Origin of the sequence: Streptosporangium brasiliense (genome assembly GCF_030811595.1) — a bacterium.
Classification (GTDB): domain Bacteria; phylum Actinomycetota; class Actinomycetes; order Streptosporangiales; family Streptosporangiaceae; genus Streptosporangium; species Streptosporangium brasiliense.
This window is the reverse complement of record NZ_JAUSRB010000001.1, coordinates 536,046-548,279: the sequence shown is the minus strand read 5'-3', so window position 1 is coordinate 548,279 and position 12,234 is coordinate 536,046. Positions and strand designations below refer to the sequence as shown.

Sequence of the window (12,234 nt, the reverse complement as noted above, 5' to 3'; positions counted from 1 at the left end):
GCGCTGTCCTGGGACCTCTACGCAAAAAGGCGTGACCGTCCCCGCCAGGTCACGCTCCGGCCCGTGATCGCAAGACTTCCAGGGCCCGGTCGGCGTGGGCCTGCATGCCGGTCTCACTGTGGATCACTTCGAGGAGACGGTGGTCCACGTCGACGACGAAGGTCATGCGGCGGGTGAGGAAGGGGCCCACCGCGATGCTGCGCCGGGCGCCGAACCGCCGGGCGACGGTGCCGTCGGGGTCCGACAGCAGGGGGAAGCCCAGCTCATAGGTCTCGGCGAAGCGCCGCTGCCGGTCGACCGCGTCGCGGCTGATCCCGACCCGGACCGCCCCCACCGCGGCGAACTCGTCGGCCAGGTCCCGGAAGTGGCAGCTCTCGGCCGTGCACCCCGACGTCATGGCGGCCGGGTAGAAGAACAGCACCACCGGGCCGTCCGCCAGGAGATCGGTGAGCCTGCGCGGGGTCCCGGTCTGGTCGAGAAGCTCGAAATCCTCGACCACGTCTCCGACCGCGGGACTTCCACTCACGACATTTCCTCCTGTGTCACCGAAGAGCCTCCCCACCCGGAAACTCCGCGGGCGACGGGACCGGGGCTGGTGTCCCGACCCCCATTGTGGGAGAGATCGTCACTCCAGGAACAGTTCCCCGGCGTTCTCATCGCCGCGGACCCGCCCGGTCAGGCCGTAGGCGGGCATCGGGGTGAACGGCGGCCGGGGCGCGCCGTGCCCGCCGCCGGACCCGGCGCGGGTCCGGCTCAGGCCGGGCCGTCGATGGCGCACGCCCGGCACGGGGGCCGCCCGCAGATGCACTGCAGGATGGCGTCCAGGACATCGTGGTCGTGGTACAGGCACTGGTCCCTGCAGGTGTGGCGCGGGACGAATCCCGGCTGGATCTCGTCGGGCCAGGGCTCCTCGCCGTCGCGGCAGCGGACGAACCGCTCGGGATCCGCCGAGTGCAGCCCCTCCATGCTCGTCCGGGCCTGGCTCTCCAGCACCCGCGCCTCCGCCACCATGGTCTTGATCTGAGCGGCGAGGCCGGAGTACCGGTCGTCACCGGTCCGTACGTGCGCGGCCCGCAGTGCCATCACCGCATTGCCGAGAAACCGGCCGGCGTCCTGGAGGTCTGTGGTGTGGTGCAGTTGTATGCCCGTTACGCCCCGTACCCACACGGCGTCGTTGTTCATTGATCGACCTTTCGATGACAGGCACTGTCACCTGTTTTGATTTGCCCCGATTCGGTTGACATGTCAGGATTTCCTAGTACACGAAAGCATAACTGCCTTTTGCGCGTTCTTGAGTTTCCGCCGACACCCATGTCCGACGAGCCGGGTGGCCGTCGGCGCACGGCCGCGGGCCGCGGAAACCCCCAAGGGAGCCGGACATCGCCCGATCGGGCCTCTCAACTGGCCTGGAAGGTACTTCGACCGATCACCCGGCACGCCGTCGGGGCGGAAGATATTTGACGATGAATTTGCCGGAAAATTAATCAGATAAAACCGGTTCCGCGCGTCGGGTGATCGACGCCGCCCCGGTTCTCGCGCGGCGCCCGATCCGGCGGATCCGTTCTCCGCGGCGGCGGGCCGCCGCTCCGCCCGCGCGCCCAGGCGACGCGGCGCAAAGTGACGAATACATTGATGATCGTTATGATCACTCGCATTGGTCACAGGAGAATCCCGTGCGTCACCAGTTTCTCGCAATCCTTGCCACCACCCCTCTGATCGCCTCCGGCGCCGCCTCCGCCGGACCCGTCGTGGCGGAGCACTACGCGGCTCTGGGAGATTCCTTCTCCTCCGGTTCCGGCGCCGGGGACTACGACCCCGACAGCGGGCTGTGCCGTCGCAGCGCCAACTCCTACCCGGTCCTGTGGGCCCGCGCCCAACGCCCCGACACCTTCGAGTACGGCGCCTGCGGCGGCGCGGTCACCGACGACGTGGTGTACAGGCAGATCCCCGACGCCCTGAGCGATGACACCACTCTGGTCACCCTCACGATCGGCGGCGACGACGCCGGCTTCGAGGCGGCCGTCGTCGACTGCGTCGTGGCCGACGGCGACGCCGGGGACTGCGAGCGCGCCCTCGGCGACGCCGGCCGGTTCACCGAGCAGGAGCTCCCCGGCAAACTCGCCTGGACCTACCGGGCCGTCCGTGCGGCCGCCCCGGAGGCGGAGGTCCTCGTCGTCGGCTACCCGCGGCTGTTCGAGCCGGACCACACCCCTGACTGCGCCGTCGCCGAGTGGCGGCGCAGGGGCGTGAACCAGCTCGCCGACCATGTCAACGCGGTCATCCGGGAGCAGGCCGGCAGCGCCGGCTTCCACTACGTCGACGTGCGTGAGGCCTTCGCCGGGCACGGGGTGTGCGCCCTCGGCGGGATCGGCCGGGAGTGGGTCACCCGCATCACGCCGGACGACGCCTGGCAGTCCTACCACCCGAACAAGCGTGGGCAGTCCTCAGGCTACCTGCCGGCCGTCGCCTCCGCGGCGGGCTGACCGGCCCGCCGCGACCGTGGCGAGCGCGAGGAGCGTGAACAGCAGCGGCAGCGCGCCCGCGCAGAGCGGCGCGAGGCGCAGCAGGAGCGCGGCGCAGAGCGCGCCGGCGACGAGGGCCAGGACGACCACCGCGCGGTGCGCGGCGTCGACGGTGCTACGCCCGGCCAGCGAGCGCATCAGCGAGGTGAGGGTGCCGGTGACGAAGGTGGCGGTGATGCCGGCGACGTCGACGCGCCGGGCCGCGGCCGCCTGCAGGCCCATGGCGCAGGAGGCCACCGCGATCAGCGGGAGCGTCCAGGCCGCTCCGGGTACGGCGTCGCAGAGCATCCAGCCGGCGAGGAAGACGGCGTGGAGCGCGAGGCAGGCCCGGAGCAGGCCGGTGACGGCCGGCGGCCACGCCTCGCCCGGCCGGCCGCGTCCGGGCGCCGCGAAACCGGCGAGGAGCCCGACACAGAAGATCACGCACGCGGTGCCCGAACGCACCGCGCGGAGCTGCCAGTCCTCGCCGCCGACGAGGGCCACGAGGATCAGGTTGCCGGTCATGTTGGCGGTGAAGACGCCTCCGAGCGCCAGGAAGGCGACCGCGTCCATCGCGCCCGCCGCCAGGGTCAGCAGGACCAGGACGGCGTAGCTCCACCGCCGCGCCGCCGCGGCCGCTCCGCCGCCGATGGTGGTCACCGGGGTCAGAAGACCGGGATGATGTCCTCGGGGTCGAGGAAGTCGACCTCGACGCCTTCGATGTCGAGCTCGGGGATGGCGGGGAACTCGATGCCCCAGCGCTCCACGATGGCGCGGATCCGGGCCATCGCCACGCGCCAGTTGTCGGCCTGCTCCTCGTAGGAGAGCACGCCGAGTCCGGCGTCGCGGGCGTGGTCCATCAGGACGCGGTGGTTGTGCAGGAAGTAGGGGGGCAGCTCCCAGAAGCCGCCCGGCGGCTCCCAGAGGATCATGGAGAGGAAGACGAACCCGGCGCGGAGCTGGCGGGTGATCAGCGTGCGGGTGTCGTCGGTGAGGCCGGGCCACTCGTTCTCCAGGATGGTCATGCAGATCTGGAGATGGCGCGACTCGTCACGGCCGATGCGCTGGAACATCTCGCCGAAGACCGGGTGGGTGGTGCCGGTGGCCATCCCGCGGAACAGGGTGGAGGCGGCCATCTCGCCCATCATGAAGCTGGTGAACAGCACCGGCAGGGTGTATTTGCCGACCGCGCCGCTGTAGCCCGTCCAGTAGCGGCCGCCGTTGTGGTAGAGCCAGCCGATGTTGTTGTGGGCGGCCCTCTCCAGGTCGGTGGCGGGGCTCCAGTCGAGCGGCCCGCCCGGCCAGAGTTTGGCGATGGTGCGCTGGCAGCACTCCTCGTGGTTCATCTCGTCACGTGTGATCGAGAAGAAGCACTTGCGGACCGGATCCTCCTCGTGCTTCTCGAACGCCTGGATGGTGGCCCGGGCGAAGACGGCCGGGCCCGAGGCGTCGAAGTTGGCCAGCACGGCGAACCAGTACATGATCCCCAGGCGCTGTTCGGGGGTGAAGTCGTCCGGGTCGAGGCCGTCCCAGGGCAGGTCGGCGGGGTTCCAGACCATGCGCTTGGACTTCTCGTAGATGGCCGCCAGCTTGTCCGTCTCGACCCGCCACTCCATCGGGTAGATGTTCGGCTGGGGGATCTCCGGAGCGGGCCAGAAGCCACCTTCGGGAATCGATAGGTCCGCCATGCTTTCACCCCTTTTGTGACAGCTACAGCTCACATCCTGCGCCTGGATGTCACATCCTTCAAGAGCGTGCCCGCTGGCTCATGGCGACACACACGAGCACGGCCAGCGCGGCCGCGACCGTCACCGGGCCGAACCGCTCGTCCAGCAGGAGCCACGCCCACAGCAGCGTCAGCAGCGGCTGCACGAGCTGGGTCTGCCCGGCCCGGGCGATCCCGCCCGCGGCCAGGCCCGCGTACCAGGGGATGAAGCCGAGGAACATCGAGACCAGCCCCACATAGGCGGATCCGGCCAGCGACACCGCGCTGGGCCGCGGGTCCGTGGTCAGCGCCAGCGCGACCGTCAGGGGGACGGTGAGCGGCGCGGCGACGACGAGGGCGTAGGAGATCACCCGCCAGCCGGGGGTCTCGCGGGCCAGGCGGCCGCCCTCGGTGTAGCCGACCGCGGCCGACAGCAGCGCGCCCACCAGGAGCAGGTCGGCCCCGGTGACGTGGCCGCCGCCGCGGCTGACGGTGAAGGCCGTGATCGCCACGGCCCCCAGGCCGCAGGCCACCCAGAACAGCGGCCTGGGCCGCTCCCCGCCCCGCAGCACGGCGCAGGCGGCGGTGGCGGCGGGCAGGAGCCCGATGACCACCGCGGCGTGGGAGGTGCTGGCCCCGGCGTCGAGCGCCAGCCCGCTGAATACGGGGAAGCCGAACACCACGCCGGCCGCGATGACGAGGTAGGACCGCAGGTGGGACCTGGGCGGCAGCAGCGGCCCCCGGGCCACCAGCAGGAAGGTCAGCGCCGCCGCCGCGGCCACCGCGGCGCGGCCGATCGCCACGAGATAGGGGTCGAACCCCTCCATCGCGAAGACCGTCGCCGGGAAGGATCCCGAGAACGACAGCACGCCGAGGCCGGCCAGCAGGGTCCCGCGCCACGCCGTGCCCGGAGAGGCGGACGGACCGGTCCCGACGCCCGCAACCGGGGCGACCGCTACTCGATTCGGGACAATAGCGCTACTCTTATTCATCATGAATGACGATAGCAGTATCGTCCGTCTGGCGGCCATCATCCGGGAGGTGACAGAGCGCCTGCGGCCCGGGGACAGGCTGCCGTCGAGCCGGGAGCTCATGCGGCTGCACGGCGTGAGCCCGGTGACGGTCTCACGGGCGCTCGGCCAGCTCGCCGCCGAGGGACGGGTGGTCATCAGGCCCGGCAGCGGCACCTACGTCGCCCCCGCGACCCCCCGCTCCGGCGACACGGCGGACCTGTCCTGGCAGACGGTGGCGCTGGGCGACCGGGTGGTGGACGACGCCACGGTGAGCGGCCTGCTGGCCTCCCCGCCGGACGGCGTCATCCCGCTCACCGGCGGCTATCTCACCCCGGCCCTGCGCCCCGCCAGGGCCCTGTCGGCGGCCGCCTCCCGCGCGCTGCGCCGCCCCGGCGCCTGGGAGCTGCCACCGCTGACCGGCCTGGCCGAGCTGCGCGGGTGGTTCGCCCGGGAGGTGGGCGGCGGCGTCACCGCCTCGGACGTCCTCGTCGTCAGCGGCGGCCAGTCCGCCCTCACCCACGCCTTCCGCGCCCTGGCCGCCCCGGACACCCCCGTCCTCGTCGAGACCCCGACCTACCCGGGCGCGCTCGCCGCCGCCCGGGCGGCCGGACTGCGGGCGACGGCCGTGCCGACGGACCGCGACGGGGTCCGGCCCGAGCTGCTGGCGGAGGCGTTCGCCGTCACGGGCGCGCGGGTCTTCTTCTGCCAGCCGACCCTGCACAATCCCACCGGCGCGACCCTCACGCTCGAACGGCGCCGGCAGGTGCTCGCGATCGCCCGGGCGGCGGGGGCGTTCGTCGTCGAGGACGACTACGCCCGATACTTCACCGCCGCCCCCGCCCCGCCGCCGATGGTCACGCTGGACGCCCACGGCACGGTCGTGCACGTCAACTCGCTCAGCAAGGTCCTGTCGCCCAGCATGCGGGTCGCCGGGGTCGTCGCCCGGGGCCCGGCGGCGCGGCGGCTGCGGGCGAGCCAGGTGGTGGAGTCGTTCTTCGTGGCCAGGCCGCTGCAGGAGACGGCGCTGGAGTTCGTCGGCTCGCCCGCCTGGCGGCGCCACCTGGCCGCGGTGGGCGCCGAGCTGACGGTCCGCCGGGACGCGCTCGCCGCCGCGCTGGCCGCCCGGCTGCCCGCCGCCGAGATCCATCTCGTCCCCAGGGGCGGCCTGCACCTGTGGGTACGGCTGCCGCCCGACCGTGACGAGGACGCCGTGGTGGAGACGGCCCGGCGGGCGGGCGTGCTGGTGAGCCCGGGACGCATCTACTACCCGGCCGAGCCTCCGGGCCCCCACATCCGGGTGACCCACTCCTCGGCCGTCCACCTGGCGGAGCTGGCCGAGGGGGTCCGGCGGCTGGCGACGGCGGTCGAACAGACACCGCTCAAAGCATTATGACGGCGTCTCACTGAACACCACCCCCTAATGACATACAGTGGTTACGGAGAGGTGACCGAACAGATGAACAGCCCTTCCGACCTGGTGTGCGACTTCGTCAACAGCTACGACGTCGAGAGCGGGGCCGACGCGATCCCGTCCCCCGCCGCGCTGGCCGCCTGGCTCGGCCGGCGGGATCTGATCGGACCGGGAGAGACGGCCGACGACGCCGACCTCGCCCTGGCCGTCGACCTGCGCGAGGCCCTGCGCGAGGCATTGCGCCGCAACCACGACGGCCGCGCCCGCGACGGCCGCGACCACGAGGGCTCCGGAGACCACGACCACGGCGGTCGCGCCCGCGAGCCCGAGCCGCCCCCCTCCTTCGCCGCCCTCCCCCTGCGGGTCACCCTGACGGCCGCCGGCCCCGTCCTCGAACCGGTCTCGGCCGGGGTCCCCGGCGGGCTGGCCAGGATCGCGGCCGCGGTGATGGGCGCGCACGCCGACGGGATGTGGCCGAGGCTGAAGGTGTGCACCGAGAGCACCTGCCAGTGGGCGTTCATCGACTCCTCCAAGAACCGCTCGCGGTCCTGGTGTTCCATGAGGGTCTGCGGCAACCGCACCAAGACTCGGGCATATCGGGCTCGCCGGCAGACCGAGACAGGCTCGCGTCATCTCTGAGTCGGATTCCCCGATACGGTGTAGGAGCCTGTCTCGGGGATCCACCCGCCTGATGCCCGCTCGCGTGGCACGAGACCCGCGAGACAGTGCTTCCTGAGGCGACGGCAGACGGCAGAGAAGGAGCGGGCCGAGATGGCAGACGTAGGCGTGCGGGCGGCTCGGCACGATGATGTCGCCGCGGTGACGAGCACCCAGATCCGCGCCTGGAAATACGGCTATCGGGACTTCCTGCCCGAGGGGCCGCTGGAGCAGATGACCGGCCCGGCCGCCGAGGAGATGTGGCGGCGCCAGTGGGACGAGGCGATCATCACCCCGCCGTCCTCGCGGCACCGTGTGCTGGTCGCGGTGGAGCAGGTCGTCCTCGACACCGACGCCTTCCCCGCCCTCGGCCCCGGCGGGATCGAGGCCGCCGCGGCGATGCGGGGCGCCGAACGCGTGGTGGGCCTCGCCTCGCACGCCCCCGCCGAGGATCCCGACCTCGACCCGACCACCACCGCCGAGATGCTCACCTTCCTGGTGGACCCCGACCACATCCGGCGCGGGCACGGCAGCCGCCTGCTCAACGCGACGGTCGACTACCTCCGTGACGACGGCTACCACACCATCGTGACGTGGGTGTTCGCCGACAACCACGGCCCGCTCGGGTTCCTGGAGTCGGCGGGTTGGGGCGAGGACGGAGCCGAACGGGTCCTCAACATGGGCCGGCCGGTGCGGATGATCCGCCTGGCCACCGACATCAGCTAGCACCGCGGCCGCCGGCCGGAGCCAGCGCCATCGGCTGGCCCCCGGCCCGGCGGCGGCCGTCCGAGAGGAACCCGCAACACCATGGCCACCCCGAGCCAGTGGATCGCCGGAGCCCGTCCGCGCACCCTCCCCGCCGCCGTCGTCCCCGTCGCCGTCGGCACCGGCCTCGCGGCCGGATACGGCGGGGCGGTCTGGTGGCGGGCCCTGCTCGCCCTGTTCGTGGCGCTCGCCCTGCAGGTCGGCGTCAACTACGCCAACGACTACAGCGACGGCGTGCGCGGCACCGACGACGAGCGGGTCGGCCCGATGCGCCTGGTCGGCTCGGGGGCGGCCGCGCCCCGGGAGGTCCTGGCCGCGGCCCTCGGCTGCTTCCTGGCCGCCGCGGTGGCGGGGCTGGTGCTGGTCGTGGCCACCGGCGCGTGGTGGCTGCTGCTGGTCGGCGCGGTGTCGATCGCGGCGGCCTGGTTCTACACCGGCGGCTCCAGGCCCTACGGCTACCGCGCGCTCGGCGAGATCTCGGTGTTCGTCTTCTTCGGCCTGGTCGCGGTGGCGGGCACCACGTTCGTGCAGCTCGAACGGCTGCCCTGGACGGCCCTGGCGGCCGCGGTCCCGGTGGGCCTGCTGGCCTGCGCGATGCTGGTGGTCAACAACCTGCGCGACATCGTCACCGACGGCCCGGCCGGCAAGCGCACCATGGCCGTGGTGCTCGGCGACAGCCGCACCCGGACGCTCTACACCCTCTGCCTGGTCCTGCCCCTGGTCATCGCGGCGGCCATGACGCCGTGGCAGCCGTTCGCGGCGCTGGCCGTGCTCGCCGCGCCGCTCGCGATCGCCCCGGTGCGGGCCGTCAGGCAGGGCGCCATCGGTCCCGCCCTGATCGCCACGCTCCAGCAGACCGGCCGCTTCCAGCTCGTCTACGGTCTGCTGTTCACCGCCGGCCTGGCGCTCCAGGCCCTGTAGAACGATCACCTTGGAGACCGCTACAGGCGGGCTCCCCCAGACTCGTGCTCTTCGACAACAGGAGCACGGCCTCCCCTTTGGTTCACTGAACGTGAATGTTCAATGACAAAGTTGGAGGCTCCGTGGCCGTCGAGCAACGCGGGATCGAGCTGGTCTCGCCGTCGGAGAGGTACGGCCGGCCGCGTGATCTGCTCTTCCTCTGGAGCGGCACCACGCTCGGCATCTTCACCCTGGTCTACGGCACGGTCGTCGTCTCCCTGGGCCTGAGCTTCCCGCAGGCCGTCATGGCCATCGTGATCGGCAACCTGCTGGCCTTCCCGCTGGTCGGCCTGACCAGCCTGCAGGGCCCGGAGGTCGGCACCTCCACGATGGCGGTCTCCCGAGCCGCGTTCGGCCCCAAGGGCGCCCGGGCGCTCAGCTTCTTCGGCTGGATCAACATGGTCGGCTTCGAGGCCGGCGGCATGGTGCTGATCACCTTCGCCTCGCTGGCCCTGCTCGACCAGGCCGGGATCACCGACCAGAGCGCCGCCCTGAAGATCGCCGTGATCGTCGTCGCGGCGCTGATCCAGCTCGTGCTGCCGCTCATCGGGCACGCCGCCGTGATGAAGGCGCAGAAATACTTCACCTGGGTGTTCGTCGCGATGTTCGCCGTCATGGGTGTGCTCATCGGGCCGAAGGTGCAGGTCACCCCGGGCGACGGCGCCGATTTCGCCACGTTCACCATCGCGGTGGCGCTGGTGATGTCGGCCGGCGGGCTGTCGTGGGCCCCGCTGGGCAGCGACTACTCGCGCTACCTGCCGGCGGGCTCCAGCAAGAAGGCCGTCTTCGGCTACGCGACGCTCGGCGGGCTCGTGCCGTACATCCTGCTGATGACGCTCGGCGCGGCCGTCGCCACCGTGGTCAAGGACGCCGGCGACCCGGTCTCCGGCCTGCCCGGCGCGCTGCCGTCCTGGTTCGTGGTGCCCTACCTGCTGCTGGCGATCGTCACGCTGTTCGCGGTCAACACCACCGACCTCTACTCCTCCGGCCTGAACCTGCAGGCCTCCGGGATCAGGCTGAGCCGGTCCGTCGCGGTCGTGCTCGACCTGGTGATCTGTGTCGCGATCACCTGCGTGGCGGTGTTCTCCGACTCCTTCAACACGATGCTCAACACCTTCCTCGGCCTGCTGATCATCTGGCTGGCCCCCTGGGCGGGCATCTACCTGACCGACTGGCTGCGGCGCCGGGGCCGCTACGACGCCGAGGGCCTGTTCGCCGACGGCGGGCCGTACCACGGCAGCGGCGGCATCCGCTGGAACGGCATCGCCGCGCAGGTCACGGGCATGGTCGCGGCGGCGCTCTGGATCAACTCCACGGCCTTCACCGGGCCGCTCTCCCAGGCCACCGGCGGCTCCGACTTCAGCATCTTCGCGGGCTTCCTCGTGGCGGGCCTGGTGTACGCCGCGCTCGACCGCCGCCCCGTCCCCGTCCCCGTCGCCGCCTGACCCCGATCCGAAAGGCATCACAGCGAAAATGGTCGACCGCACCCTGCTCGACGTCGCCTACGGGCGGCGTCCCGCCGACACGATCATCACCAACGGCGTCCTCGTCAACGTGCTGACCGGCGAGACCTACCCCGCCGAGATCGGCATCAGCGGCACCCGCGTCGCCGCCGTCGGCCCCGACCTCCCCCGGGGCCCGGAGACGGAGATCATCGACGCCGCGGGCGGCTATCTCGTCCCCGGCCTGATCGACGGCCACCTGCACATCGAGTGCAGCAAGCTCTCGGTGACGAGCTTCGCCGACCTGGTCGTCCCCTACGGCACCACCAGCGTCGTCTCCGGCCTGGACCAGATCCTCGTGGTGGACGGCCTGCCCGGCGTGCGGGGCTTCCTGGACGAGGCCGCCCGGACCGGCATGCGCGTCTGGTGGGGCGCGCCCGCCAAGGCCCCCTACACCGTCCCGGAGTCGACCGTCGGGCACACCTTCGGCCCGGCCGAGCACCGCCAGGCCCACGAATGGCCCGAGTGCGTCGGCATCTGGGAGACCGTGCAGGAGTTCGTCGAGCACGGCGACGAGGCCGTCATGGAGGCGCTCGACCTGGCCGAGCGGCACCGGCTGCCAGTCTTCGGCTGCGCCCCGCTGTCGGACCCGCGCCGCATCAGCGGCCTGGCCGCCGCCGGGATCCGCCTGGACCACGAGTCCTACTCCGCCGAGGAGACGCTCGACAAGCTCCGCCGGGGCATCTACGCCATCGTGCGCGAGTCGAGCGTCGCCCACTTCCTGGAGGAGAACATCAAGGTCGTCTCCCAGGTCGGCGCGCGCCGGGTGGCCTTCTGCACCGACGACGTGCACGCCGCCGACGTGCTCGCCGGGGGCCACCTGGACAAGCTGGTCCGGATGGCGGTCAAGGCGGGCGTGGACCCGGTGACCGCGATCCAGATGGCCACGGTCAACTGCGCGGAGATGTACCGGATCGACCATCTGGTCGGCAGCATCGCCCCCGGCCGGTACGCCGATGTGCTGATCGTGGACGACCTGGCGGACTTCCGGGTGCGCGAGGTCGTGGCGGGCGGCGCCCTGGTCGCCAGGGACGGCGCGATGATCACTCCCTCCACGCCCCCCTCCCGTGGCGAGGTGCGGCCCTTCCCCGTCCCCGAGCTGACCGCCGGCGACATCGTGCTGCGCGCCCCCGAGGGCGCCACCGAGGTCACCGCGCTGACCATGAGGATGACCCCCGAGCAGGTGTTCGTGCGCAAGCGGCACGACGTCACGCTCCCGGTCTCCGGCGGGATCGTGGAGCCGTCCGTGGAGCAGGACGCGCTCTACATCACGGTCGTCGAGCGGTACGGCAAGACCGCCAACCGGCCGGTCGCCCTGGTCAGCGGCTACGGCATCACCAGGGGCGCCATCGCGACCAGCGCCGCCCCCGACGACAACAACATCATCTGCGTCGGCGCCTCCCGCTCCGACATGGCCCTGGCCGTCAACACGGTCGCCGGGGCCGGCGGCGGCCAGGCCGTCGTCGTGGACGGCGAGGTCCGGCAGCTGCTGCCGCTGCCGGTCGGCGGCATCGTCTCCGACCTGCCGGCCGGGGAGATGGCCGAGGCCGAGAGCCGGCTGGACGACCTCGCCCGCGAGCTGGGCTGCGCGCTGCCCTCCCCGCTCATGTATCTGTTCTTCCTGTCGATCACCGCGATCCCCGACTACGCCATCACCGACCTCGGCCTGGTGGACTGCGTCAAACTTGAGGTCATCGACCCGATCCTCTCCTGGAGCTGA

Annotated in this window: 13 protein-coding genes; 7 read left to right on the top strand and 6 right to left on the bottom strand. The window is 72.0% G+C overall.

What is annotated here, in order from left to right:
* Positions 1–49: 49 nt before the first annotated feature.
* The 3 genes from J2S55_RS02460 to J2S55_RS02450 form a co-directional block, all read right to left on the bottom strand.
* Positions 50–526, bottom strand: coding sequence for a peroxiredoxin (locus J2S55_RS02460; RefSeq protein ID WP_306856961.1), 477 nt, complete (start codon positions 524–526; stop codon positions 50–52).
* Between the two features lie 99 nt (positions 527–625).
* Positions 626–778 (bottom strand): hypothetical protein, encoded by a 153-nt coding sequence (locus J2S55_RS02455; RefSeq protein ID WP_306856959.1) that lies wholly within the window; start codon positions 776–778, stop codon positions 626–628.
* The gene (locus tag J2S55_RS02450; protein WP_306856958.1) at positions 754–1,182 is read right to left on the bottom strand and encodes a hypothetical protein; all 429 of its coding nucleotides are present in this window, start codon (positions 1,180–1,182) and stop codon (positions 754–756) included. Before J2S55_RS02450 ends, J2S55_RS02455 begins: the two co-directional genes overlap by 25 nt.
* 491 nt (positions 1,183–1,673) lie before the next feature.
* Here J2S55_RS02450 and J2S55_RS02445 point away from each other — a divergent pair, with 491 nt between their 5' ends.
* The gene (locus J2S55_RS02445) at positions 1,674–2,483 is read left to right on the top strand and encodes an SGNH/GDSL hydrolase family protein (RefSeq protein ID WP_306856957.1); all 810 of its coding nucleotides are present in this window, start codon (positions 1,674–1,676) and stop codon (positions 2,481–2,483) included.
* Here J2S55_RS02445 and J2S55_RS02440 read toward each other — a convergent pair.
* From J2S55_RS02440 to J2S55_RS02430, 3 genes are read right to left on the bottom strand one after another with little or no spacing between them, the layout of a single operon-like run.
* A complete protein-coding gene (locus J2S55_RS02440) occupies positions 2,445–3,161 on the bottom strand; it encodes a YoaK family protein (RefSeq protein WP_306856956.1) in 717 nt (238 codons plus the stop codon). The genes J2S55_RS02445 and J2S55_RS02440 overlap by 39 nt on opposite strands.
* A 5-nt stretch (positions 3,162–3,166) precedes the next feature.
* The gene (locus tag J2S55_RS02435) at positions 3,167–4,189 is read right to left on the bottom strand and encodes a hypothetical protein (RefSeq protein ID WP_306856955.1); all 1,023 of its coding nucleotides are present in this window, start codon (positions 4,187–4,189) and stop codon (positions 3,167–3,169) included.
* Between the two features lie 58 nt (positions 4,190–4,247).
* Positions 4,248–5,201: a DMT family transporter gene (locus tag J2S55_RS02430; RefSeq protein ID WP_306856954.1), complete on the bottom strand. Its 954-nt coding sequence runs from the start codon at positions 5,199–5,201 to the stop codon at positions 4,248–4,250.
* Between J2S55_RS02430 and J2S55_RS02425 the strand changes: the two genes are divergently transcribed.
* The 6 genes from J2S55_RS02425 (at position 5,200) to J2S55_RS02400 (ending at position 12,234) form a co-directional block, all read left to right on the top strand.
* Complete coding sequence (locus J2S55_RS02425; RefSeq protein ID WP_306856953.1) at positions 5,200–6,612, top strand: aminotransferase-like domain-containing protein; 1,413 nt, start codon at positions 5,200–5,202, stop codon at positions 6,610–6,612. The genes J2S55_RS02430 and J2S55_RS02425 overlap by 2 nt on opposite strands.
* Positions 6,613–6,675: 63 nt before the next feature.
* Positions 6,676–7,269, top strand: a complete 594-nt coding sequence (locus J2S55_RS02420; RefSeq protein WP_306856952.1) for a CGNR zinc finger domain-containing protein — start codon at positions 6,676–6,678, stop codon at positions 7,267–7,269.
* 132 nt (positions 7,270–7,401) lie between these two features.
* Positions 7,402–8,013, top strand: a complete 612-nt coding sequence (locus J2S55_RS02415; protein ID WP_306856950.1) for a GNAT family N-acetyltransferase — start codon at positions 7,402–7,404, stop codon at positions 8,011–8,013.
* Positions 8,014–8,094: 81 nt separating this feature from the next.
* Complete coding sequence (locus tag J2S55_RS02410; protein ID WP_306856949.1) at positions 8,095–8,973, top strand: 1,4-dihydroxy-2-naphthoate polyprenyltransferase; 879 nt, start codon at positions 8,095–8,097, stop codon at positions 8,971–8,973.
* Between the two features lie 122 nt (positions 8,974–9,095).
* The gene (locus J2S55_RS02405) at positions 9,096–10,457 is read left to right on the top strand and encodes a purine-cytosine permease family protein (RefSeq protein ID WP_306856947.1); all 1,362 of its coding nucleotides are present in this window, start codon (positions 9,096–9,098) and stop codon (positions 10,455–10,457) included.
* Positions 10,458–10,485: 28 nt separating this feature from the next.
* On the top strand, positions 10,486–12,234 hold the full coding sequence (locus J2S55_RS02400; RefSeq protein ID WP_306856945.1) for an adenine deaminase: 1,749 nt from the start codon (positions 10,486–10,488) through the stop codon (positions 12,232–12,234).

Excerpts from the sequence above, each read along its gene's own strand:
- J2S55_RS02430 (WP_306856954.1), bottom strand. The coding sequence starts at position 5,201 with ATGATGAATAAGAGTAGCGCTATTGTCCCGAATCGAGTAGCGGTCGCC.
- J2S55_RS02420 (WP_306856952.1), top strand. The coding sequence starts at position 6,676 with ATGAACAGCCCTTCCGACCTGGTGTGCGACTTCGTCAACAGCTACGAC.
- J2S55_RS02425 (WP_306856953.1), top strand. The coding sequence starts at position 5,200 with ATGAATGACGATAGCAGTATCGTCCGTCTGGCGGCCATCATCCGGGAG.
- J2S55_RS02450 (WP_306856958.1), bottom strand. The coding sequence starts at position 1,182 with ATGAACAACGACGCCGTGTGGGTACGGGGCGTAACGGGCATACAACTG.
- J2S55_RS02410 (WP_306856949.1), top strand. The coding sequence starts at position 8,095 with ATGGCCACCCCGAGCCAGTGGATCGCCGGAGCCCGTCCGCGCACCCTC.
- J2S55_RS02400 (WP_306856945.1), top strand. The coding sequence starts at position 10,486 with ATGGTCGACCGCACCCTGCTCGACGTCGCCTACGGGCGGCGTCCCGCC.
- J2S55_RS02415 (WP_306856950.1), top strand. The coding sequence starts at position 7,402 with ATGGCAGACGTAGGCGTGCGGGCGGCTCGGCACGATGATGTCGCCGCG.
- J2S55_RS02435 (WP_306856955.1), bottom strand. The coding sequence starts at position 4,189 with ATGGCGGACCTATCGATTCCCGAAGGTGGCTTCTGGCCCGCTCCGGAG.